The following is a 24,514-nucleotide window of genomic DNA, read 5'->3' as shown; positions in this document are numbered from 1 at the left end:
AATATTTTAATGGAGGTAGCACAATGGATTATAAAAAGGTCTATGAAGAGTGGCTCGCAAATCCATACTTTGACGAAGCTACAAAGGAAGAACTGCGAGCAATTGAGGGAGACGAAAAAGAAATCAAAGAACGCTTTTATGCGGATCTGGAGTTTGGTACTGCCGGTTTAAGAGGTATCATCGGGGCAGGTACAAACCGTATGAACGTTTACACTGTGCGTAAAGCTACACAGGGACTTGCAAACTATATCAAGTCAGTAGGAGCACAGGAAAAAGGCGTAGCGATCGCTTACGATTCCAGACATATGTCACCGGAATTTGCAGATGAAGCAGCACTGTGCCTGGCTGCAAACGGCATCAAGGCTTATGTGTTTGAGTCACTGAGACCGACTCCGGAGCTGTCCTTTGCTGTGCGTACACTGAAATGTACGGCAGGTATCAATGTCACAGCAAGTCATAATCCGCCGGAATACAATGGCTATAAAGTTTACTGGGAGGATGGAGCACAGATCACACCGCCTCACGACACCGGTATCATGGCTGAAGTAAAAGCAGTTACCGACTATGCAAACGTAAAAACAATGGACAAAGATGCAGCAGTCACAGCAGGACTTTACGAAGTGATCGGTGCGAACATCGATGATCCATATATTGAAGCACTGAAGAGCCAGGTGATCCACTGGGATTCCATCCGTGAAGTCAGCAAAGATCTCAAGATCGTTTACACACCGTTGCACGGTACTGGCAATATCCCGGCAAGACGCGTCTTAAAAGAGCTTGGCTTTGAGCATGTATATGTAGTAAAAGAGCAGGAACTGCCGGACGGCGATTTCCCGACGGTAAGTTATCCGAACCCGGAAGCAGAAGAAGCTTTCGAACTGGGACTGAAACTTGCAAAAGAAGTCGATGCAGACCTGGTTCTGGCAACCGATCCGGACGCAGACCGTCTCGGTGTGCATGTCAAAGACAAAGATGGTGTATACCATACTCTGACCGGAAATATGTCTGGATGCCTGCTTGAAGAATACGAGCTGAGCCAGAGAAAGGCAGCAAACGGCAGCCTTCCGGAAGACGGAGCAGTAGTCAGCACGATCGTTACTACAAACATGGCAGGAACGATCGCCAGATCCTACGGACTGCGTTTCATCGAAGTCCTGACCGGATTCAAATACATCGGACAGCAGATCCTTGGTTTTGAACAGAGTGGAAAAGGAACCTACCTCTTCGGATTCGAGGAGAGCTATGGCTGCCTGATCGGAACACATGCAAGAGACAAAGATGCGATCGTTGCAACGATGGCTCTGTGTGAAGCAGCAGCTTACTATAAGACACAGGGTAAGACACTGTGGGATGCCATGATCGATATGTACGAGAAATACGGCTACTACAAAGATGACATCCAGGCGATCACACTGAAAGGTATCGAAGGACTTCAGAAGATCCAGGAGATCATGGAGACCCTCAGAAATGAGACACCGTCCGAGATCGCAGGCTACAAAGTGCTTTCTGCAAGGGATTACAAGAAAGATACCATCAAAAACATGGAAAGCGGCGAAATGACAAAGACCGGTCTTCCGTCCTCAAATGTTCTGTATTATGATCTGAGTGATGAAGCATGGTTGTGCGTGAGACCGTCCGGAACTGAGCCGAAAGTAAAATTCTACTATGGCGTAAAGGGCACATCCCTGGAAGATGCAGATGCAAAATCCGCAGCTCTTGGTAAACAGGTTGTAGCTATGATCCAGGAAATGCTGTAAAATGGCAAAAACATATGATTTTGATGATTTCTGTCAGATCACGGAAATGCTGCGAAAGAAAGAGGGCGGCTGCCCGTGGGATCTTTCCCAGACGCATCAAAGCCTGAAGCCCTATATGCTATCAGAGACAGCTGAGGCAGTGGCGGCGATCGATCTTTATGAGCAGACAAAAGATGCGTCCAATCTCTGCGAAGAGCTTGGAGATATGCTCTTTCAGGTTGTGATACAGAGCCAGATCGCAGCAGAAGAAGGTCTTTTTACGATCAATGATGTCGTGCAGAGCATCAGCGAAAAAATGATCCGCCGTCATCCGCATGTTTTCGGAGAGGAGAGCTATGAGCTTTTAGGCGGACATGCTGACAGCTGGAAGGAGATCAAGCAGATTGAGAAGGCAGGTATGGCAGAAGATCAGAAAAAAGCTCAGGAAAGAGCAGTTTATCTGGCAACACAGCAGATCATAGAACATTTACAGAAATCCCTTGACAAATATGGGGATAACGATTATAAATAAACATAGCCAACAAGGCTGTTGTGTTCCGGAAGCGATGGGCGGACGGGATGCCGCAGCCTTGTTCTCAGGAATCAAAACAGCAATTACAGGAGGAAAGGTCCATGAATAAGACAGAATTAGTAGCAGCTATCGCTGAACAGACAGAATTATCCAAAAAAGATGCAGAAAAGGCACTGAAAGCTTTCACAGATATCGTTGCAGATGAACTGAAAAAAGGTGAAAAAGTACAGCTGGTAGGCTTTGGTACTTTTGAAGTATCCGAAAGAGCAGCAAGAGAAGGAAGAAATCCTCAGAGCGGTGAACCGATGACGATCGCAGCTTCCAAAGCTCCGAAATTCAAAGCAGGCAAAGCACTGAAAGATATGATCAACAACTAATTCCTGTATTTGGAATCATCAGCTGTCGCGGAACATTTCTGCGGCAGTTTTTTTCTTATCAGCAAAAGGAGAAATGACTATGAGACTGGATAAATTTTTAAAGGTTTCCAGACTGATCAAAAGACGTACTGTTGCGAATGAAGCCTGTGATGCCGGAAGAGTTCTGATCAACGGAAGAACGGCAAAAGCATCTGCGGCAGTCAAGGCAGGCGATGTGATCGAGATCCAGTTTGGAACAAAAGCCGTAAAAGTAGAAGTTCTGGATGTGCAGGAGACAGTCAAAAAGGACAATGCGGCAGAACTCTATAAATACCTGTAGCTTCCGGATGTGAGCTTTTTTACGCTGGCATAAACAAAAGCAGAGCTTCATATACTTTTGCAAAGAGTGTATGGAGAATGGCATGGACGAAAAACAGGCTCAGGGAACAGCACACAGGGTAATGATCCAGGGAAGGCACAGCGGCACCATCAGCGGGGTATCGGATGTGCTTTCTTTTGATTTAAATGAGATCGTACTCCAGACGACACAGGGGATGCTGATGATACGCGGACAGGAGCTTCATATGAACCGGCTGACACTGGAAAAAGGCGAAGTGGATATCGAGGGAAAGATTGACAGCTTTGTTTATTCCGAACAGAAAGGCGAGAACGGAAAAGATACCTCCTTTCTTGGACGGCTGTTCCGGTAATGCACACGGTGATCGCAGCAGAGGCCCTCTTTTTTGTGCTGGCCTTTGCAAAAGGAGCAGGTATCATGCTGGGCTACGATATCCTGCGTGCGTTTCGCAGAGGATTTCCGCACGGGGGCCGGCTTGTCGCAGCAGAAGACTTTTTTTACTGGGTGTTCGCCTGGATTTTTGTGTTTTTGATGTTCCGTGATCGGAATTATGGGCAGATCCGGGGGTATGTGCTGGCGGCACTGATTCTGGGGATGCTTTTTTATATTTTGCTGCTCAGTCGGAGGATCCTTCTCGTATTTTCGACTTTTTTCGGCTTTCTTTCCCGCATGATTGCCGGTCTTTTCCGGCTGATTTTGATGCCTGCCGGAAAATCGGTCAAAAAATTGAGAAAAATGGTCAGGAAAGCATTGAAAAAGAAGATAAAACAGGTTAGAATGGTCATAGTCAAAAAGTAAGTCAGAAAGTCGGGAAGGGTATATGAAAAAAAGAAAACAGACACGCAGAAGGAGAGATGCGGCACAGAGAAGAGGAAAGCTTGGCATCTCTACTGTGATTGTTGTGCTGATTGCAGTATTTTTGCTGAGAGGCCATACAATGGATCAGAGAAATGCGGCATATGTCGAAGAGCTGGCACAGCTGCAGAACAAGATCGATGCAGAAGAAGCCCGCACGCAGGACATTGCTGATCTGGAAGCTTATATGCAGACAGATGAGTATGCGGAGCAGGTTGCCAAGGACAAGCTTGGTCTGGTCTATGAAGATGAGATTATTTTTAAACCAGAAGAGAACTAAAGAAAAAGGAGAAAGGCAGCGTGATAAGCTTCCTTTCTTTTTTGTCGAAAACTTTTTTTGGAGGCGTACCGCCTTTGACAAAATTTTCCGGAGCCATTCGCTATACTGAATCCGTTAAAGCAGCGTGGAAAAGGCTGTGTGAGGAGGCAGTATGGGGGATTTTATCATTATTACACTGATGGTCAGCAGCTTCTGGCTTTTGTGGGAGATCATCCGTGTGGTCAGTATGGAGTGGCTGAACCGGGATGAGATCACATTGCCGGCGGGCGAGCTTGGGAGAAGCGAGCTGCTGCGTTGTGCAGATTCTTTCGAACAGCTTTCCGAGATGTTTCAGGGCATGGTTACCAAAAAGGAGGAACTTTCCGGGCAGGATATGGATGAGGTGCTCTTTCGGGTGCAGACGAGCGTCTGCCGCAGCTGTTCGGCCGCAGCGCAGTGCTGGGACTATGGAAGTGAAACGGGGATCTGCAGATTCAACCGGATCGCAGAGAGCATTATCCAGGGGAAAGAGCTGAACAATGGCAGAAAAGAGGCACTTCAGAAACAATGTCTGCACGGAGACTTCTTTTTCGAAGCGGTGGCAGATCAGATTGAAAAAGCGAGAATGGATATGCTGTGGCACAATCGCCTGATGGAGAGCAGAAGTGCGGCGGCGGACCAGCTCCATGAGACGGCGTGCATCATACGGAAGGCGGCGGGGCATATCTGCGATGTCAGACGCGTAGACGGGAGTATCCGCCAGCAGGCAGACATCCGCCTGCGGATGCACGGGATGATCCTCAAGGATATCTGGTGTATCCGACAGCCAAGAAATATACAGCTCTATGTGACACTCCGCACGGCAAAGAAGGGCAGATGCATCCGCACAAAAGAAGTGGCAGGACTTCTGTCTGCAGCGTTCGGGACGAGGCTGATGCCGGATGAACAGGGGAAAACCGTAGTAAATTATGAGTACAGTACCATTTTATTTTATACGGAACCACAGTATTACATGACCGGCGGTGTGGCGAGGATCGCCAGGGACGGAGAAGTGATCTCCGGTGACAATTTTTCCCTGTTTCCAGCGGCGGACGGTCAGATGATCCTCAGCATTTCAGACGGGATGGGTTCCGGTCTTGCGGCATACAAAGAAAGCGAGGCAGTGATCGATCTGCTGGAGCAGTTTCTTGGCAGCGGTTTTGACAAAGAGACGGCGATTCGCCTGATCCACAGTTCGATGCTTTTGCAGACAGAAGGGCAGAGTTCGGCGACGGTGGATCTGTGCATGGCAGATCTTTACACCGGAGACTGTGAATTCTTAAAAATCGGTGCTTCAACGACCTTTCTGAAGCGAAAACACTGGGTTGAGACGATCACGTCGACCAGCATGCCGATGGGGATCCTTCAGGATGTGGATTATGAGTGCACCAGAAAGCGGCTCGAAGAGGGCGATTATATCGTCATGGTGTCCGATGGCGTGATGGATGCCCTGCCGCAGATGGATGCGGAGGAGATGATCAAAGATTATCTTCTGCAAAGTGAAACGGAAAATGCAAAAGAACTTGCCAGATCTCTGCTGAACTATGTATTGCAGTCGGACAGGCAGCAGGCAAGAGATGATATGACCGTTCTGGTGGGCGGTATGAGAAGAAGATAGAGAGAATATATGAGACAGGTACAGAATTTTATCAGAGAACAGAAGATGATCATGCCGGGAGATTTTGTCATTGCCGGAGTTTCGGGGGGAGCAGATTCTGTCTGCCTTTTCTTTGAACTGCTTGCATATCAGAAAGAGATCCCGTTTTCCATGGAAGTTGTGCACATCGAACATGGGATCCGTGGACAGGACAGCCTTGCAGATGCGAACTATGTGGAAAACCTCTGCAAAGAATATGGTGTACCGTTTCACCTGGTTTCCTGTGATATTAAAAAGATGGCACAGGAAAGCAGCCTGACGGTCGAGGAGGCAGGGCGGAAAGCCCGCTATCAGGCCTTTGAGCAGGCGGCAAAAAAGAGCGGCAGGTCAAACTGCAAGATTGCCGTTGCCCATAATCTGGATGACCAGGCAGAGACGATTCTGATGAATCTCGCAAGGGGAAGCGGTCTTCGAGGACTTGGCGGGATCCGTCCGGTGCGTGAAAACATTATCCGCCCGCTTTTAAATACCAGAAGAAGCGAGATCGAGGCGGCACTTCGGGGGCGTCAGATCACATGGCGGACGGATAAGACGAACCATCAGACTGAGTACACGAGAAACAGGATCCGCCTGGAGATCCTGCCGCTGCTTGCACAGGGCGTGAACGGACAGGCAGCGAGCCATATCGCACAGGCAGGGCTGCGGCTTCAGGAGGCAGAGGATTATATCCAGAGCCAGGTGCAGAAACTTGCAGAGCGTTACGTACATTATGAGGAAAAAGCGGAGCCAGAAGTATTTCTTGAGCGGGAAGGATTCTGCCGTCAGGAGCATCTGATGCAGGAATATCTGATAAGATTTTGCCTGGAAAAAATGATCGCCGGTCAGAAAGATGTCAGCCGCCGGCATATCGGGGCACTTCTGGAGCTTGCCGCCGGTCAGAATGGAAAATCATTAAATCTTCCAGGCGGCATACGTGCCGTAAATAAAAATGAATTTCTTGTTTTTGAGAAAAACAGATCAATAAGAAAAAAGGGAAATGAAGCTGCAAAGTGCAGGGGAGAAAATTTGCAGATCCCGGGTGTGACAGGGTGGAGAGATCTTCGTATTACAGCCGATGTTTTTTCTTATGAAAAGCAAATAATTCCGCAAAAGAAGTGTACAAAATGGTTTGATTATGATACCATAAACCATAGACTGGAGATTCGTACGCGTCAGGCGGGCGATACTCTCAGTGTGCATGCAGAAGGCGGGACAAAGCCTCTGAAAAGGTATATGATTGATGAGAAGATCCTGCGAGAGAGACGGGATGAGATACCGCTCATTGCGGACGGCTCCCATATTCTTTGGGTGGTCGGATACCGGATCAGTGAGGCATACAAGGTAACAGAACGTACAAAAAAGATTCTGCAAATACAAATAGATAAGGAGAACTAAAATGGAAGATAAGATTCGTGTACTGTTGACAGAAGAAGAAGTAAATGAAAAAATCAAAAAAATCGGTGAGCAGGTCAGCAAAGATTATGCCGGCAAGTCCGTTCATATGATCTGCGTGCTCAAAGGCGGCGTATTTTTCACCTGTGAACTGGCAAAGAGAATCACCGTTCCGGTATCTCTCGATTTTATGTCCGTGAGCAGCTACGGTTCGGAGACAAAATCAAGTGGTATCGTAAAGATCATCAAAGACCTGGATGAGCCGCTGGAAGGAAAAGATGTCCTGATCGTAGAAGATATCATTGATTCCGGACGTACCTTAAGTTATCTGATCGAGATCCTGAAGAAAAGAAACCCGGCAAGCATCCGTCTGTGCACGCTTCTGGACAAACCGGAACGCAGAGTGACAGATGTAAAGGTAGATTATGTTGCTTTCAACATTCCGGATGAATTTGTTGTAGGATATGGTCTGGATTATGCCCAGAAATACCGCAACCTTCCGTTCATCGGAGTGGTAGAGCAGTAGAAAGGGGAACCCGAATTGAAGAATGTTCTAAAAGGGAGTATCTTCTATGTTATTATTGCGATCATTGTGGTTCTGGGGATCAATTATATCCGGGGCAACCTCGTAGAGAATACAGGAGTCACCTATTCACAGTTCCAGAAATATGTCGCACAGAATAAGGTCAGCGGCGTAGAGATCAGACAAAATTCTCAGGGAGTGACAGGAGAACTTACTATTCACATGAAACAAGGCGAAAATCTGACACTTGATGTTTCTGATGTGACAAAGGCAGAAGAGCTTCTGGATCAGAAGCAGATTCCATACAGGGTCACAGTTGAAAAAGAGAGCATTTTTATGACGACGGTACTGCCGATGCTTCTGATTTGTGTGATTTTTATGGTTTTTTTCACGATGGGCAGCCGTCAGGCGACGGGAGGCAATGCCCGGATGATGAATTTTGGCAAAAGCCGTGCAACCCTGACCATGCCGGACAACAGCAAAGTTACGTTTAAAGATGTTGCCGGTCTTCAGGAAGAAAAAGAAGATCTGCAGGAGATTGTCGATTTCCTGAAAGAACCGAAAAAATATCTCCAGGTCGGAGCACGTATCCCGAAAGGTGTGCTGCTTGTCGGCCCTCCGGGAACCGGTAAGACCCTGCTGGCGAAAGCCGTGGCAGGAGAAGCGGGTGTTCCGTTCTTCAGCATTTCCGGTTCCGATTTCGTGGAAATGTTTGTCGGTGTCGGTGCATCCCGTGTGCGTGATATGTTTACCGAGGCGAAACTTCATGCACCGTGTATCATCTTTATCGATGAGATCGATGCAGTTGCCAGAAGACGAGGAGCCGGCGTAGGCGGCGGTCACGATGAACGTGAGCAGACGCTGAACCAGATGCTCGTTGAGATGGATGGTTTCGGATACAACGAAGGCATCATCGTGATGGCGGCGACAAACCGTGTGGACATCCTCGATCCGGCAATCTTAAGACCGGGACGTTTCGACCGCAAGATCGGCGTCGGACGACCGGATGTACGCGGAAGAGAAGAGATCCTGGCAGTCCATATCAAAAACAAGCCGCTTGGAGAGGACGTAGATCTCAAAGAGATTGCCAGAACATCCGCAGGATTTACCGGGGCAGATCTGGAAAACCTGATGAATGAGGCGGCAATTTATGCGGCAAAGGCAAAACGTGCCTATATCATGCAGGAAGATATCCGCCGTGCCTTCATCAAAGTCGGCATCGGCGAGGAGAAAAAGAGTCGGATCATCAGCGAGAAAGAAAAGAAGATCACCGCTTACCACGAGGCAGGTCATGCGATCCTGTTCCATGTGCTGCCGGATATGGGACCGGTCCATACGATCTCCGTGATCCCGACCGGAATGGGGGCAGCCGGTTATACGATGCCGCTTCCGGGTGAAGATGAGATGTTCAACAGCAAAAAGAAAATGCTGCAGAATATCATCGTGGACTTTGGGGGACGCGTTGCAGAAGAGCTGATCTTTGGCGATGTGACGACCGGAGCATCCCAGGATATTAAACAGGCAACGCAGATGGCAAGAGCCATGGTCACACAGTACGGTATGTCGGACAAAGTCGGTCTGATCCATTATGGAAGCGATGACGATGAAGTCTTTATCGGACGCGACCTGGCACATACAAAGGGTTACGCAGACCAGACAGCTGCACTGATCGACGGTGAAGTAAAAAACATCATTGATGAGTCTTATGCAAAAGCAAAAGAACTTCTTCAGGAGCATATGGATGTTTTACATCGCTGTGCACAGCTTCTGATCGAGAAAGAAAAAATTGGCAGGGAAGAGTTTGAAAGCCTTTTTGGTGAAAATGCATAAAAAATAATTTCAGATTTTGTGAAGATTATGCACACTTAAATTTGTACCTGTGGTATATTATTACTTGTAAAACCCCCAATACATTATATAGTTTTTGCTACACCCCATAAGAAGAAATACCTTCTCCAAAGAAAGACAGTTCATATGAACTGTCTTTTTCCCTTTTCTGGATTATTTCGTTGTGAATTTGAAAAATATGGTGTAAGATAGTAATAATTCTACAGTTTGAATGCAGGTTATGAACGTCTTGCAGGCGTTTCCTTTAAAATGACCGCAAAAGAGCCGTAAGAACGTGATCCGGGTGTGTGAAGACGCTCTTGGTCTTCTTAGGAGGAAAATATGAACTTAGCAAATATAGAATATCAGGATAAGCTTCGTCAGTATGTGCTGCAGATGCGTCCTGTGTTTAAACCGAATGCACTTTTCAGCGATGAGACGGCAAATTATGTAACACCGATGGAACCTGATCCGGGCGACATTGTTACGATACGTTTTCGAACCTGGAAAGATAATGTTGATAAAGTATATCTGGTAAGCAATGACAGGCATCTTGCTATGGAATACGAAAAATCAGAAGGAGATTTTGATTATTTCAAAATCCGTCTGGTCATGCAGGAAGAATCCATCCACTATTTTTTTGAGATACATGCTGGCAAGATCCGATGTTTCTACAACAAGATCGGTGTATCCAGGGATCGCCTCGATGTCTATGATTTTACGATCGCACCGGGTTTCCACACGCCGGAATGGGCAAAAGGTGCTGTTATGTACCAGATCTTTGTGGATCGTTTTTCAAGCGGGGACACGAACAATACCGTCGAAGACTGCGAGTACTATTACATCGGCGACTACTCCCGGAAGGTGACTGACTGGCGGAAGAACCCATCCTTTATGGGCGTGCGTGAATTTTACGGCGGTGACCTTCAAGGCGTGATGAACAAGCTGGATTATCTGCAGGATCTTGGCGTGGATGTTATTTATTTCAACCCGATCTTTGTCTCACCGTCCAACCATAAATACGATATCCAGGATTATGATTACATTGATCCGCACTATGGAAAGATCGTAAGCGACGGTGGCGAGACTCTGAAGGACGGGGATACGATCAATGCCCATGCTTCCAAATACATCAAACGAGTAACCGACAAAGCAAACCTGGAGTCCAGTAACACCTTTTTTGTTCAGCTGGTCGAAGAAATTCACCGCAGGGGCATGAAAGTGATCCTGGACGGTGTGTTCAACCACTGCGGTTCCTTTAATAAATGGATGGACCGTGAGCAGATTTATGAGAATCAGGAGGGATATGAACCGGGAGCTTATGTTTCCGCAGACAGTCCTTATCGCAGCTTTTTCAAATTCAATAACGACCAGGCATGGCCGTACAACCCGAATTACGATGGCTGGTGGGGACATGATACCCTGCCGAAGCTTTGCTATGAGCAGTCACCGAAGCTGCACGATTATATTCTGGAGATCGGAAAGAAATGGGTTTCCCCGCCGTTCAATGTCGATGGCTGGAGACTGGATGTGGCTGCTGACCTTGGATTTTCCAATGAATATAACCATCAGTTCTGGAAAGAATTCCGCAAAGTCGTAAAAGAGGCCAATCCGAATGCGATCATTCTGGCAGAACATTACGGCGATGCCAAGTCCTGGCTTTGCGGTGATGAATGGGATACCGTTATGAATTATGATGCCTTTATGGAGCCACTGACCTGGTTCTTTACCGGAATGGAAAAGCACAGCGATGAGTTCCGCGGCGACCTGCTCGGCAATGAAGCAGCATTTACCGGAGCAATGCGTCATCATATGGCAAGCTTTCTGGCACCATCGCTTCAGGTGGCGATGAACGAGCTTTCCAACCATGACCATTCTCGTTTCCTGACCAGAACGAACCACAAAGTAGGGCGTGTGGCGAACTTGGGATATGAGGCAGCCTCCCAGGATATCAACGTGGCGGTCATGCGTGAGGCCGTTGTGATGCAGATGACCTGGCCGGGAGCACCGACGATCTATTACGGCGATGAGGCCGGAGTCTGTGGATTTACCGATCCGGACAACCGCAGGACCTATCCGTGGGGCGAGGAAAATCACGACCTGATCACATTCCACAAAGAAATGATCCGTATCCATAAAGCATGTCCTGTGCTGACACATGGCTCCCTGAAATTCCTGGAGCAGAGACATAACGTACTTTCTTATGGAAGATTCTCGCAGGACGAGCAGATGGTTGTGGCATTTAACAACGATCTGAATGAGCAGACGATCACCCTGTCTGTATGGCAGGTAAATGTGCCGCAGCATAACTGTAAAATGGAACGCCTGATGCTGACGCATGCACAGGGCTATACGACCGAGCAGTACTTTACAGAAGTGCATGGCGGAAAAATTGAACTGACATTGCCGCCGCTGTCCGGGATTGTGCTCCGACACGGGGAATAAGAAAATAAAAACAGTTGATAAGATAAAAAACCCGGAAGCCTTTCTTTTGATTAAGATAAAAGGTTCCCGGGTTTTTTTGCTGTCAGGGAAGAATGCGGGATAAGACGGAAAATACGGTTTTGGGAAAGCTGGCGGATTTCAGATTAGGTATGACAGGTATTATGAGTAATTTAATGAATTAAAGCAATAAAGCAAAAGAATAAAAAATAAAAGCGCGAGACGGGACTCGAACCCGCGGCCTCGACCTTGGCAAGGTCGCGCTCCACCAACTGAGCCACTCGCGCATTTCTTTGTGTTTGTAAGTTGTGTTCCGCAACTCACAGGTCATATAATACAATAGAAATATGCATTTGTCAACAGGAAATTTTAAAAAAATTCAAAAAAAATAAGAAGTTTAAATTTTTGCGACGATTCGATGCAAAAGGAGAATTCGGAATCCGCTTGACAGATGTATTTCTTTGCGTGATACTTAGTTGAAAAACATCCGGGGGAAGAGAGCGGATGAACAGGAAGTTTAATCAAATCAGGTAATGTCCGGCGTTCGGCTTGAAGTGCAGGGAGTTGCCTGTATCAGGAGGATGGCATGAAAATATTGCTGGTCGCAATCAATGCGAAATATATACATTCCAATCTTGCGGTGTACTGCCTGAAAAGTTATGCGGCAAAGAGAGGAATTGAGGTGGAACTTACGGAATATACGATCAATCACCGACGAGACGATATTCTGATGGATATTTATCAGAGAAAGCCGGATGTGGTGGCATTTTCCTGCTATATCTGGAATTTGGAATTTGTTCAGGATATTGCAGCAGATCTGTATAAGGTTCTGCCGGATCTGGAAATCTGGGGAGGCGGACCGGAGGTTTCCTATGATGCAGAGAAATTTCTGGCGAAGCATCCGGAATTTCGCGGCATTATGAAAGGCGAGGGTGAGCGGACTTTTTGTGAACTTGCCGGACTTTACCAGATATATGGCAAAGAGGCGGTGAACAAACTGGACGAGTGCCATGGTATTGTATGGCGGGACCCGAAAGGGGAGATCAGTCAGGGACTGCCGCAGGCACCAATCAGTCTGGATGAAGTTCCTTTTATATATGAAGAATATGAAAATATGATGCCGTTTGAGAATCGTATTCTCTATTATGAGACGAGCAGAGGCTGCCCGTTTTCGTGCAGTTATTGCCTTTCTTCGATCGATAAGCGGGTGCGGCTTCGAAGCATGGAGCTGGTAGAGAAGGAATTGCAGTTTTTCCTGGATCATAAAGTGCCGCAGGTCAAGTTTGTGGACCGGACGTTTAACTGCAATCACAGACACAGCATGGCAATCTGGCGTTACATCAAAGAGCATGACAATGGCATCACAAACTTCCATTTTGAAATTGCGGCAGATATTTTAAATGAAGAAGAAATGGATCTGCTTGCCACATTCCGGCCGGGACTTGCCCAGCTCGAGATTGGTGTGCAGTCCACAAACATGCAGACCATCCATGAGATCGACCGTATGATGGATTTTGATATGGTTACACAGAAAGTGCAGCGGGTGGCAAGTGCCGAAAATATCCATCAGCATCTGGATCTGATCGCCGGGCTGCCGTATGAGAATCTGGAGAGCTTCAAAAAATCCTTCAACGATGTCTACCGCCTGCGGCCGCAGCAGTTCCAGCTTGGTTTTCTGAAAGTCTTAAAAGGCTCAAAAATGCATGAGAAGGCAGGAGAATACGGGATCGTTTACCATACACGCCCTATGTACGAGGTTTTATCGACAAACTGGCTGACTTACGATGAAGTCATCTATTTAAAAGGCATAGAAGAGATGGTTGAGGTTTACTATAACAGCTGTCAGTTCCGCTGTACAATGCGGACACTGGAGGCGGAGTTTGACACACCGTTTGCCATGTACGAGGCACTGGCAGAATATTATGAAGAAAACAGGCTGAACGGCCTGAAACATTCACGCATGGGACGCTTTGATATTTTGCACGATTTTATTCTTTCCTATGTGAAGAAAGAACATGCACCGAAATATGAGGATGATCTTCTGATGGATCTTTACTTGAGGGAAAAGAGCAAGAGCCGTCCGTCCTGGGCTGCGGATCTTTCAGGATATAAGAGCGAGATCCAGGAATTTTTCAGAAAAGAAGCGGAGGAAAAACGTTATCTGAAAGACTACGAAGGCTACAGCTGGAAACAGATCCTGAATATGACGCACGTTGAGGTCGATTCGAAGGGAAAATGGACGCTGTTTGATTATAAAAGGCGAGATCCGCTCACAAAAGATGCAAAAACGTATCGGATTCTGGAACGGAAGGAAGAGGAAAGGGCATGATAAGAGATTATGTGGCACTTGACCTGGAAATGACGGGACTGAGCCCGAGAAAGGATGCGATCCTGGAGATCGGTGCGGTGAAAGTCCGGGATATGGAAGTGACGGAGACCTACACTGCCATGGTAAATCCAGGATTTCCGGTTCCGGAGCATGTCACAGAGCTGACCGGGATCACGACCGAAATGGCACAGCAGGGCAGGGAAATCCACACGGTATTGCCGGAATTTCTGGAATTCTGTGGACAATCCGTGATCCTTGGGCATAACATAGGCTTTGATTTTGGATTTCTTCAGCAAAACGCGGCAAACATGGGGAAAACCTTCCCGGATATGGCGATCGATACCCTTGCGATCGCACGCAAATTTCTGCCGGAACTGCCAAGCCGGAAGTTAGGTGATCTGTGTGATCATTATCAGATCCGGGAGGAGAGATGGCACCGTGCGTGCGACGATGCGGATGCGGCGAGCCGGCTGTATCAGAAACTGGCAGAAGCATTTTCTGAGGAAAACGAAACTTACTTTGAGCCGAAAAAACTTACTTATAAGGTAAGAAAAGATGCACCGGCGACGAAAATACAAAAAGTCTACTTGAATGATTTGATGAAATATCATAAAATAGAAACGAATGTTGCCCTGGATCTGCTGACGAGAAGTCAGGCTTCCAGGCTTACAGACAGAATCATATTACAGTATGGGAAAATGATAAGGGGTGATTGATATGATGCATTTTCGTGACAAAAAAACAAAACGGATTCTTTCCGGGATTCTTGTGGTACTGATCGTGATCGCGATGGTACTTCCTACGCTGGCAGCTGTTATTGGAATGTTTTAAAGTATCACACAGGTGATATGGAGGTAAATGATTATTATGAAAAAAATCGGAGTTTTAGGACTGATGGCAGCACTGGCTGTTACAGGTGCAGTTGCTTTTTTGCCGAAAGGGGTTATGGCTGCCGAAGATTCTGATCAGACGATCAGCCAGGGCGTATATATCGGAGACGTGGATGTCTCCGGGATGACGCAGGAAGAAGCGAAAAAAGCAGTGGAAGATGGTATGAGCGAAGCGAAAGCGGCGAACATTACCTTAAAAGTAGATGATCAGGAGACCGTGGTAAGTGCGGGAGATCTCGGACTTTCCTGGGCAAATGAAGAGGTTGTGCAGGAGGCGGCGGAGCTTGGCAAATCCGGCAACATCATCAAACGTTACAAAGACAAAAAGGATCTGGAGAATGAATCCAGAAAATATGACATAGATTATTCTGTAGACAGAAGCAGCATCCAGAAAGTTCTGGAGGAAAAAGAAGATGTCTTCAACCGGGAACCGACCGATGCACAGCTTTCTACGGAAAATGGTGCTTTTGAAGTCGTTCAGGGCGAGAATGGAATTGAGCTGAATGTGGAGAAATCGGTCAAAAAGATTTTGAAATCTCTCAAAACTGACTGGGACGGCAAAAATACTACGATCGAGCTGGCGGCCGATATCAAAGAGCCGGAGTGTACAACGGAGGATCTGGCGAGCATCACTGATGTACTCGGAACAGCCACTACATACTACGGATCGACCACAGGCAGAAACAAAAATGTAGAGACAGGTGCAGAGAAGTTAAACGGACATATCCTGATGCCGGGAGAAGAGTTCTCCGTAACGGATGCAGTCGTTCCGTTTACTGAAGAGAACGGCTACGAGCTGGCACCTTCCTATGAGAGCGGAAAAGTCGTAGACAGTTACGGCGGCGGTATCTGCCAGGTTTCCACAACACTTTACAATGCAGTTTTAAATGCAGAACTGGAAGTGCTGGAACGCCACAATCATACCATGATCGTTACTTATGTGGATCCTTCCAAAGATGCGGCGATCGCAGAGGGGCTGATGGATCTTCGTTTTGCGAATAATACGGACTATCCGATTTATATTTCCGGCTATGCTTACGGCGGTGAGCTGACGTTCACGATCTATGGCCATGAGACAAGAGATCCAAATCGTACGGTAGAATACGTCAGCGAGACAACCGGAACAACGACTGCGGATGGTGTAGCACTCTATGCCACGGATCAGCCGGTCGGCTACTTAAGCCAGACACAGGGAGCACTGCAGGGGCTTACTGCGGTTCTGTGGAAATATGTTACCGAAAATGGTGAGACGACAAAAGAACAGGTGAACTCCAGTACGTATCAGGCAACGCCGGTCTGCTATGATGTCGGAGTAAATACGGATAACCCGACTGTGGCAGCGGCGATACAGTCTGCGATCGCAAACAATGACCTGGATCAGGTTCAGGCGATCATAAACGGAAATTACGGACAGACAAGTACAGCGACAGCGAATCAGGCACAGAGTGAGTCACAGGCACAGGATCAGACACAGAGTGAATCACAGGCACAGGATCAGCAGCAGAGCGAATCACAGGCACAGAGCGATTCCGCAGCAGACAATACGCAGGGTGGAGATGGAAGTTCCACACCGGATGTGGCACTGCCGGATGACCCGACAAACGGAGCTGTTATTGAGTAAAAAATTGATAGAAGGATATAAACTATGGATCTTGTTTTGACAAAATGGATAGCATTAAAAGGCACTTCCGTCCTTGCTTCGTGCAGGGCAGAAGAGCTGTCCAGCCGTTTTCCGTCCGTGATGATACGTGATGCGGCAGGTTTTACCTGCTATCTGTCCACAGAGCGAGAGTACCAGATCTCAGGAGGATATGGTGCTGCCGCCATTTACCCGCTTGGAAAAGGCGGGGTATTAGGCGGGCTCTGGAATATGCTGGAGCAGATAAATGCAGGTATGGAAATTGATCTTCGGAAAATATCGATCCGCCAGGAGACTGTGGAGATTTGCGAGTTTTTTGACCTGAATCCCTACTATACCGATTCCACCGGGGCACTTCTTGTGGCAGTGGAAGACGGATTCGGGCTGGTTTCCGTGCTGGAACGTGAAGGGATTCACGCAGCCGTGATCGGAAGAACGAACGATGGCAATGACCGTATCATTTATAATCAGGGAAAAAAGAGATACCTGGACCGTCCTCAGAAGGAGGAACTGGAAAAGGTGTTCGATTAGAAGGAGGCTTAAAAATGAGAGAACAGATATTGACATTTTTAGAAAAGAACAGCCGTATTGATCCGAAAGAACTGGCTGTTTTACTTGGCAGCGATGAAGTAACGATCATGAATGAGATCGCAAAGATGGAAGAGGAAAAGGTTATCTGCGGTTATCACACACTGATTGACTGGGAAAAGGTTTCCGATGAGAAAGTAACCGCTCTGATCGAAGTGCGTGTCACTCCGATGCGTGGACAGGGATTTGATTCCATCGCAGAGCGTATTTATAATTATCCGGAGGTAAGAAGCGTATATCTGATCTCCGGTGCCTATGATCTGATGGTCATTCTGGAAGGAAAGACTCTGAAACAGGTATCAGGATTTGTTTCTGACAAGCTTTCCACACTGGATTCTGTTTTAAGTACAGCTACTCATTTCATCCTGAAAAAATATAAAGATCACGGAACGATTTTTACAAAGAAAAGCAAAGATGAAAGGATGCTGGTGACACCATGAAAAATGTAATTTCCGATAAAGTTCTGGGGCTTCAGCCTTCCGGAATCAGAAAATTTTTTGATATTGTAAGCGAGATGGACGATGTCATTTCGCTTGGTGTGGGAGAACCGGATTTTGATACGCCGTGGCATATCCGTGATGAGGGTATCTACAGTCTGGAGAGAGGACGTACTTTCTACACATCCAATGCAGGTTTAAAAGAGCTGCGAGAGGAGATCTGCAGATATTTAAGCCGCAGATGCAAAGTTGACTATACGATCGACGAGACGCTGATCACCGTAGGCGGAAGTGAGGCGATCGACCTTGCGATGCGTGTACTGTTAAATCCGGGCGATGAAGTGCTGATTCCGCAGCCAAGTTTTGTATCTTATCTGCCGTGTGCTGTTTTAGCGGACGGTGTTCCGGTTGTCATCAACCTGAAAGCAGAGAATGAGTTCCGTTTAACGGCACAGGAGCTGGAGGATGCGATCACCGATAAGACAAAACTTCTGGTACTGCCGTTCCCGAACAATCCGACCGGTGCGGTTATGACAAGAGAAGATCTCGAAGCGATCGCAGAAGTGATCATCCGCCACGATATTTACGTGCTTTCTGATGAGATTTATTCTGAGCTGACCTACGCAGGAGATCATGTATCGATCGCAAGTCTGCCGGGCATGAAAGAACGCACGATCACCATGAACGGATTTTCTAAGGCTTACGCAATGACAGGATGGAGACTTGGCTATGCGTGCGGACCAAGGGAGATCATCAAGCAGATGACAAAGGTACATCAGTTTGCGATCATGTGTGCTCCGACCAACAGCCAGTATGCAGCCGTAGAAGCACTGAGAAACGGCGATGATGATGTGATCAAAATGCGTGAATCCTACAATGGCAGAAGACGTTATCTGCTGCATGCATTTGCAGAGATGGGACTGCCGTGCTTTGAGCCGCTTGGAGCTTTCTATGCATTCCCATGCATCAAAGAGTTTGGCATGACTTCCGATGAGTTTGCATCCAGACTGCTGAAAGAGGAGAAGGTCGCTGTCGTTCCGGGAAGTGCATTTGGTGAGTGTGGCGAAGGGTACCTGCGAATTTCCTATGCTTATTCACTGGAAGATCTTAAGAAAGCACTGGACCGCATGGCAGATTTCGTGAAGAGACTGAAAGAAGAGGGCAGCAGATAATGGCAAAGCTGAATATCGTGCTCTTTGAGCCGGAGATTCCGGCAAACACCGGAAATATAGGCAGAACCTGTGTGGCAACCGGGACAAGACTGCATCTGATCGAGCCGCTTGGCTTCCGCTTAAACGAAAAGGCATTAAAGAGAGCCGGGATGGATTACTGGAAAGATCTCGATGTGACTACTTACATTGATTATGCGGACTTTCTGGAGAAGAATCCGGGAGCCAAGATCTATATGGCGACGACCAAGGCAAAAAAAACCTACACGGAAGTGGCCTATGAGCCGGATTGTTACATTATGTTCGGAAAAGAAAGTGCCGGGATCCCGGAAGAAATTCTGGTAGAGAATCAGGAGACGGCGATCCGTATCCCGATGATCAATGATATCCGCTCCCTGAATCTTGGCAATTCTGTGGCGATCGTGCTTTATGAGGCACTTCGCCAGAACCACTTCGATCATATGCAGCTGGAAGGCGACCTGCACCGGCTGCACTGGAAGGGATAGCTGCGGAGGTTTTCTTAATCTGCAAACGAAATGCATTGAAAAACATAGTGCGTAAAATAATACAGCCATGATGAATTCGAAAACAAATCGCTCTGACGGTAGCGAGGCTTCCGTCGTGAGATTGTTTTCGAATCATCATGGCGTACTATTTTTTACAAAACTATTTTTGCAACGTTCATTTGCACATTTACAAAATTCCCGTCACTTTTTGTTTTTGCTGCATGGCAGTGTAAACGTAAACTCGGTTCCTACGCCCTGCGTGCTGACAACGTTGATATTTTCACCGTGGGCCTGGATGATTTCTTTGACGATCGAAAGGCCAAGTCCGGTGCCTTTTTTATCTTTTCCTCTGGATGGATCGCTCTTATAGAAACGCTCCCAGATTTTATTTAAGCTGTCCTTTGCGATGCCTTCGCCGGTATCTTTTACGGATACAAAGACTTTTCCGTGTTTTTCCAGAGAAGAGATGTAGATCAGAGAATCCGGATGACTGAATTTTACGGCGTTGTCGATCAGATTATAGAGAACCTGCTGGATCTTTCCGACATCGGCATTGACGTACAGTGACTCTTCTTCGAACGTAAGATGGAAAGAAATGTGTTTGTCCCAGCACAGGCTGCGGAAGGTTTCCACAGTCTGGCGGATGATCGCATTGATGTCGAAATCTGCAAGTTCCAGGTACGTTCCCTTATCATCGAAGTTGTTGAGAGTCAGCAGTCCTTTTGTGAGCTTGGTCAGACGGTTTGTTTCTGAGAGAACGACATTGAGGTATCGCTCCTGCATTTCCGGTGGGATCGTGCCGTCCAGCATGGCTTCTACGTACCCTTTGATGGAAGTAAGCGGAGAACGGAAATCATGCGAAATGTTGGAAATAAATTTTCGCTGGCTTTCGCCGGAGTTGTTCAGCTCGCCTGCCATATAATTCATAGAAGCGGCAAGGTAACCGATTTCATCGTTGGATTCGACCGGGATCTTGTAGTTCAGGTTGCCGGCGGCATATTCATCTGCTCCGTGTATGATGCGGCGGATCGGAAAATATACTACAAATGTAAATGTAATCAATACGATCAGAGAAAGAGCCAGGATCATAGCCAGTGTGATGTAGGAACAGTTGAGAATGGAATTTTTCTCCGTTTCCAGTTTGTTCTTTTCATAATGGACTGCAATGTAGCCTTTCGTGATGTAGTTGGATGTGATCGGTGCGACCACACTGAGCATATCTTCATCAAAATAGTCAAAAAAGCGACCGGTTTGATAATAATTGCCGGACAGGGATGCCGGATCAAAAGAATCCAGCTGCGTGATCTTTGACTGATCATAGCCGACAGCCGTATCGATCAGGATCTTGCCATTACTGTCCATCAGCCAGAGCCGCATGGACTGGTAAGAGGCGACGGCCAGCAGGTTCGTGTAGGTGTCCTGCAAAGAAGCCCGCTCGGTGTAATTCTGTGCGAGCCTTCCGGCAGCGATCACATTTGCTTCGCGGTACATGCCTTCTGTCCTGTTTTTGATCAGATGCTTTTCCACAAGCGAAGAAGTGATACCAGCTACGGATACAAAACTCAGTACGGCGAAACAGATCCATGCCAGAATGAGTTTTTGGTAAAGTCTGCGTTTCATATATTTTTAACCTCAAATTTATAGCCGATACCCCATACGGTGGTCAGTGCCCAGGAATCATTTCCTTTGATCTTTTCCCGGAGACGTTTGATATGTACGTCAACCGTACGGGTATCGCCGATGTATTCATAGCCCCAGATGTGATCCAGCAGCTGTTCTCTTGTGAAAACCTGGTTTGGTGAAGAAGCCAGGAAATAGAGCAGTTCCAGTTCTTTTGGCGGCATGTCAACGGTAGATCCTTTATAGATAACAGAATAGTTGGTCTGATTTACGATCAGATCCGGGTATTCCACGATCTTGCCGGAATTCTGTGAACTGGAAGATTTCTCTGGCTGGAAACGGCGGAGAACCGCTTTGACTCTGGCAACCAGCTCTTTGGAATCAAACGGTTTGATCATGTAATCATCTGCACCAAGTTCCAGACCGAGTACCTTGTCAAACACCTCACCCTTTGCAGACAGAATGATGATCGGCACGGAAGAACGCTGACGCAGTTCGCGGCATACCTGATAGCCGTCCATGCCCGGAAGCATCAGATCCAGCAGAACCAAATTCGGTCCGTAAGTATCAAATTCACGCATGGCACTTTCGCCGTCGTGAACAATTCGCGTGTTAAAACACTCTTTGGTGAGATACAAAGAGATCAGCTCTGCAATGTTCTCATCATCATCAACAATCATAATCTTTTGTCTGTTTACCATAATATATACTCCTCATGTTTTTAAATAATATTTAATAATGCTAAGGTCAAAAGCCTGAAACCACGATGTGCTTGCACAGGAGTGGTTTTATGGCTTAATGACCTGCACCGATATGAGCATAAAAGTGGAGCGTAAGCTTCACGATATGCGAATGTCGGATAGAATTGTGAGAGTACGAAGTACGGAACAATTCTTAAGGCATTATTGATTTTAACAGTTTTATTTGAACTCCACGATCGTAACTCCGGCATCACCCTCGCCGAATTCGCCAAGGCGATAGCTCTTGACATGCTTCTGGCGGCGGAGATAATTGTGAACACCTTTTCGAAGTGCACCGGTACCTTTTCCGTGTACGATACGGACGGAAGGAAGGTGGGCAATGTAAGCATCGTCAAGATATTTATCCAGCTCCATGATCGCCTCGTCAACGGTCTTTCCAAGCAGATTGATCTCTGTGCTGACAGATGCCGATTTGGACATTTTGATCTTGCCGGAACCGGTCTTGCTGAAATTGCCTCCGGTGATCACGGTATCATCCAGTTTTTCCAGATCCCGGATGTTTACCTGAGAACGCAGGATTCCCATCTGAACAAACAGGTTGCCTTTTGCATCCGGCAGCGTGCTGACCGTACCTTTGAGGTTCAGGCTCAGTACCTTTATGCTGTCGCCGATGCGCAGATCTTTGGCGGTAAGCTGTTTATGCGATTTTTTCGGAGCTGCATTCTTCGCAGAAAGCTTTTTGTCAACTGTGGACATTTTCTCACGTAGTTTGCCGCGTTCCTTTTCCATGTCTTTGGCAGACACGCCGGCAGCCTTTCCATATTTCTGGAAATTGCGGATCGTAGTATCGGCATAATCTTTGGCTTCCTGCAAAATGTTGCGTGCCTGCTCATTTGCTTCACGGAGAATCTTGTCGCGGCTTAAGTCCAGTTTTTCCTGTTTGGATTCAAGACGCTGCTTTAATTCGCGGATCTCTTCTTTATAGGAATTGATCTGGTCACGTTCCTGTTCTATTGTAACACGTTTTTGCTCCAGATCAGCAAGTAAATCTTCAAAATCTTCATCCTGTTTGGTCAAATGTGTTTTTGCTTCCTCGATAATGTCCTGTGACAGACCAAGTTTCTGAGAAATCGCAAAAGCATTACTTTTACCCGGAACACCGATCAGCAGCCGGTAAGTCGGACGCAGAGTTTCCACATCAAACTCGCAGCAGCCGTTTTCCACGCCCGGTGTGGAAAGTGCAAACACCTTTAATTCGCTGTAGTGCGTGGTTGCCATAACGCGGGAACCGCGGCGATGCAGGTTGGAAAGGATCGCGATCGCAAGGGCTGCACCTTCGGTCGGATCGGTTCCGGCACCAAGCTCATCGAACAACACGAGCGAACGGTCATCCGCTTCTTTTAAGATCGATACCGTATTTGTCATATGGGCGGAAAAAGTACTGAGACTCTGCTCAATGCTCTGCTCATCGCCGATATCCGCAAAAACTTCGTGAAATACGGAAAGCTCTGAGTGGTCAAATGCCGGGATATGCAGTCCGGCCTGTCCCATCAGGGTAAAAAGTCCGACTGTTTTCAGGGAAACGGTTTTACCGCCGGTATTCGGACCGGTGATGATCAGCAGTTCAAAATCCTTACCGAGCTGAATGTCGATCGGAACGACTTTCTTTTTATCGAGAAGCGGATGTCTTCCTTTTTTGATGAGGATACGGCCTTCCTCGTTGAAATCCGGCTGTGTGCCGTTCATTGAGCGGGAGAGCTGTGCTCTGGCAAAAATAAAATCCAGTTTTGTCAGAAGATCCAGGTCATCACGCAGAGCTTCGGTTTCTTCACCACATCTGGCACTTAAGGTGGCAAGGATCATCTCGATTTCTTTTTCTTCTTTTAATTCCAGTTCACGCAGGTCATTGTTCAGTTTGATGACAGCCATCGGCTCCACAAACAGGGTAGAACCGGTGGAGGACTGATCATGGATCATGCCCGGAATCTGTCCGCGGTGCTCTGCTTTGACCGGGATACAGTAGCGTCCGTTTCGCATGGTGACAACCGCATCCTGCAAGTAGGTGCGGGCGGAGCCATTTACCATCGTCTGGAGCTGAGCGTGGACCTTGTCGTTGATCTGACGCATGGAGCGGCGGATCTTGAACAGTGCAGGACTGGCATCGTCATTTAATTCCTCCTCCGAGGCGATACATCTGCGGATCTCGGAAGAAACCGGTGTCAGAGGCTGCAGTGCCTGAAACATAGCTTCCAGAGAATCCTCAAAATCAGGATCACGGTCATTTCTGGAATAAGCCTTTACCTTGCTGCAGACATCAAGAAGACTGCAGATCGAAAGCAGTTCATTGATACCGATGATCGCACCGATCTCCAGACGCTTGATGGAGCCGCGGATGTCGCGGACGCCGCGGAACGATACCGCACCTTTCTGATAAATACGGGAAAGGGCATCGCTTGTCTCCTTCTGGAGAGCCTGAATCTCGTACAGATCCGTGGATGGCTGCAGATTGCGGCACATCTCTTTTGCAAGTGCCGAACCGGCAAATTCTGTGAGTTTGTCAATGATTTTATTATATTCTAAAGTTTTTAAAGCCTTTGGGTTCATATAGCATACCTCTTGTAGTGATGTGTAACAAAAGATGCCATACGAATTGTTCCGTACTTCGTACTCCCACAATTCT

At 47.2% G+C, this 24,514-nt stretch carries 22 protein-coding genes and 1 tRNA gene; 19 read left to right on the top strand and 4 right to left on the bottom strand.

Annotated elements, in window-relative coordinates:
• The first annotated feature begins 23 nt into the window (after window positions 1-23).
• The 12 genes from ACLTL4_RS04140 to ACLTL4_RS04085 all read left to right on the top strand — a co-directional run bounded on the left by ACLTL4_RS04140 (window position 24) and on the right by ACLTL4_RS04085 (window position 11,958).
• Window positions 24-1,757 (top strand): phospho-sugar mutase, encoded by a 1,734-nt coding sequence (locus ACLTL4_RS04140; RefSeq protein WP_022117999.1) that lies wholly within the window; start codon window positions 24-26, stop codon window positions 1,755-1,757.
• Window position 1,758: 1 nt separating this feature from the next.
• Window positions 1,759-2,268 carry a MazG nucleotide pyrophosphohydrolase domain-containing protein gene (locus tag ACLTL4_RS04135; RefSeq protein ID WP_022118000.1) on the top strand — a complete coding sequence of 170 codons (510 nt, stop codon included), beginning with the start codon at window positions 1,759-1,761 and terminating at the stop codon, window positions 2,266-2,268.
• 47 nt (window positions 2,269-2,315) lie between these two features.
• Window positions 2,316-2,645 (top strand): HU family DNA-binding protein, encoded by a 330-nt coding sequence (locus ACLTL4_RS04130; protein ID WP_173866135.1) that lies wholly within the window; start codon window positions 2,316-2,318, stop codon window positions 2,643-2,645.
• A gap of 79 nt (window positions 2,646-2,724) precedes the next feature.
• On the top strand, window positions 2,725-2,964 hold the full coding sequence (locus ACLTL4_RS04125; RefSeq protein WP_022118002.1) for an RNA-binding S4 domain-containing protein: 240 nt from the start codon (window positions 2,725-2,727) through the stop codon (window positions 2,962-2,964).
• An 82-nt stretch (window positions 2,965-3,046) separates the two neighbouring features.
• Window positions 3,047-3,334, top strand: coding sequence for a sporulation protein YabP (gene yabP, locus ACLTL4_RS04120; RefSeq protein ID WP_022118003.1), 288 nt, complete (start codon window positions 3,047-3,049; stop codon window positions 3,332-3,334).
• A complete protein-coding gene (yabQ, locus tag ACLTL4_RS04115) occupies window positions 3,334-3,780 on the top strand; it encodes a spore cortex biosynthesis protein YabQ (RefSeq protein WP_412320268.1) in 447 nt (148 codons plus the stop codon). The genes yabP and yabQ overlap by 1 nt, the downstream gene beginning before the upstream one ends.
• 22 nt (window positions 3,781-3,802) lie before the next feature.
• Entirely contained in the window at window positions 3,803-4,117 is a 315-nt protein-coding gene (locus ACLTL4_RS04110) for an FtsB family cell division protein (RefSeq protein ID WP_022118005.1), read from the top strand.
• 151 nt (window positions 4,118-4,268) lie between these two features.
• The gene (locus tag ACLTL4_RS04105) at window positions 4,269-5,753 is read left to right on the top strand and encodes a SpoIIE family protein phosphatase (RefSeq protein WP_412320267.1); all 1,485 of its coding nucleotides are present in this window, start codon (window positions 4,269-4,271) and stop codon (window positions 5,751-5,753) included.
• 9 nt (window positions 5,754-5,762) lie between these two features.
• A complete protein-coding gene (gene tilS, locus ACLTL4_RS04100; RefSeq protein WP_412320266.1) occupies window positions 5,763-7,166 on the top strand; it encodes a tRNA lysidine(34) synthetase TilS in 1,404 nt (467 codons plus the stop codon).
• A gap of 1 nt (window position 7,167) precedes the next feature.
• Window positions 7,168-7,689 carry a hypoxanthine phosphoribosyltransferase gene (gene hpt, locus ACLTL4_RS04095; RefSeq protein ID WP_412291193.1) on the top strand — a complete coding sequence of 174 codons (522 nt, stop codon included), beginning with the start codon at window positions 7,168-7,170 and terminating at the stop codon, window positions 7,687-7,689.
• A 15-nt stretch (window positions 7,690-7,704) separates the two neighbouring features.
• Window positions 7,705-9,516, top strand: a complete 1,812-nt coding sequence (gene ftsH / locus ACLTL4_RS04090) for an ATP-dependent zinc metalloprotease FtsH (RefSeq protein ID WP_201887639.1) — start codon at window positions 7,705-7,707, stop codon at window positions 9,514-9,516.
• A 339-nt stretch (window positions 9,517-9,855) separates the two neighbouring features.
• Window positions 9,856-11,958 (top strand): glycoside hydrolase family 13 protein, encoded by a 2,103-nt coding sequence (locus tag ACLTL4_RS04085; protein WP_412320265.1) that lies wholly within the window; start codon window positions 9,856-9,858, stop codon window positions 11,956-11,958.
• Window positions 11,959-12,169: 211 nt separating this feature from the next.
• Here ACLTL4_RS04085 and ACLTL4_RS04080 read toward each other — a convergent pair.
• A tRNA-Gly gene (locus tag ACLTL4_RS04080) sits at window positions 12,170-12,242 on the bottom strand.
• Window positions 12,243-12,541: 299 nt separating this feature from the next.
• Here ACLTL4_RS04080 and ACLTL4_RS04075 point away from each other — a divergent pair.
• The 7 genes from ACLTL4_RS04075 to ACLTL4_RS04045 all read left to right on the top strand — a co-directional run bounded on the left by ACLTL4_RS04075 (window position 12,542) and on the right by ACLTL4_RS04045 (window position 19,513).
• A complete protein-coding gene (locus ACLTL4_RS04075) occupies window positions 12,542-14,284 on the top strand; it encodes a B12-binding domain-containing radical SAM protein (RefSeq protein ID WP_412320264.1) in 1,743 nt (580 codons plus the stop codon).
• The gene (locus ACLTL4_RS04070) at window positions 14,281-15,000 is read left to right on the top strand and encodes a PolC-type DNA polymerase III (RefSeq protein ID WP_412291189.1); all 720 of its coding nucleotides are present in this window, start codon (window positions 14,281-14,283) and stop codon (window positions 14,998-15,000) included. The genes ACLTL4_RS04075 and ACLTL4_RS04070 overlap by 4 nt, the downstream gene beginning before the upstream one ends.
• A 151-nt stretch (window positions 15,001-15,151) precedes the next feature.
• Complete coding sequence (locus ACLTL4_RS04065; protein ID WP_412320263.1) at window positions 15,152-16,795, top strand: VanW family protein; 1,644 nt, start codon at window positions 15,152-15,154, stop codon at window positions 16,793-16,795.
• A gap of 24 nt (window positions 16,796-16,819) precedes the next feature.
• Window positions 16,820-17,344, top strand: coding sequence for an AIR synthase-related protein (locus ACLTL4_RS04060; RefSeq protein WP_412320262.1), 525 nt, complete (start codon window positions 16,820-16,822; stop codon window positions 17,342-17,344).
• Between the two features lie 14 nt (window positions 17,345-17,358).
• The gene (locus ACLTL4_RS04055; protein WP_022119181.1) at window positions 17,359-17,841 is read left to right on the top strand and encodes an Lrp/AsnC family transcriptional regulator; all 483 of its coding nucleotides are present in this window, start codon (window positions 17,359-17,361) and stop codon (window positions 17,839-17,841) included.
• Window positions 17,838-19,010, top strand: a complete 1,173-nt coding sequence (locus ACLTL4_RS04050; protein WP_022119182.1) for a pyridoxal phosphate-dependent aminotransferase — start codon at window positions 17,838-17,840, stop codon at window positions 19,008-19,010. The genes ACLTL4_RS04055 and ACLTL4_RS04050 overlap by 4 nt, the downstream gene beginning before the upstream one ends.
• On the top strand, window positions 19,010-19,513 hold the full coding sequence (locus tag ACLTL4_RS04045) for a tRNA (cytidine(34)-2'-O)-methyltransferase (RefSeq protein WP_022119183.1): 504 nt from the start codon (window positions 19,010-19,012) through the stop codon (window positions 19,511-19,513). The genes ACLTL4_RS04050 and ACLTL4_RS04045 overlap by 1 nt, the downstream gene beginning before the upstream one ends.
• A gap of 201 nt (window positions 19,514-19,714) precedes the next feature.
• Here the strand turns inward: ACLTL4_RS04045 and ACLTL4_RS04040 are convergent, their stop codons facing one another.
• The 3 genes from ACLTL4_RS04040 to ACLTL4_RS04030 form a co-directional block, all read right to left on the bottom strand.
• The gene (locus ACLTL4_RS04040) at window positions 19,715-21,133 is read right to left on the bottom strand and encodes an ATP-binding protein (RefSeq protein WP_412291186.1); all 1,419 of its coding nucleotides are present in this window, start codon (window positions 21,131-21,133) and stop codon (window positions 19,715-19,717) included.
• Entirely contained in the window at window positions 21,130-21,834 is a 705-nt protein-coding gene (locus ACLTL4_RS04035; protein WP_022119185.1) for a response regulator transcription factor, read from the bottom strand. The genes ACLTL4_RS04040 and ACLTL4_RS04035 overlap by 4 nt, the downstream gene beginning before the upstream one ends.
• 219 nt (window positions 21,835-22,053) lie before the next feature.
• Window positions 22,054-24,438 (bottom strand): endonuclease MutS2, encoded by a 2,385-nt coding sequence (locus ACLTL4_RS04030; RefSeq protein ID WP_412320261.1) that lies wholly within the window; start codon window positions 24,436-24,438, stop codon window positions 22,054-22,056.
• Window positions 24,439-24,514 lie beyond the last annotated feature (76 nt).

It is taken from the genome of Hominisplanchenecus sp. (assembly GCF_046967715.1).
Classification (GTDB): domain Bacteria; phylum Bacillota; class Clostridia; order Lachnospirales; family Lachnospiraceae; genus Hominisplanchenecus; species Hominisplanchenecus faecis.
Note: the sequence above shows the minus strand (reverse complement) of the source record. Positions and strands in the feature narration are given on the sequence as shown.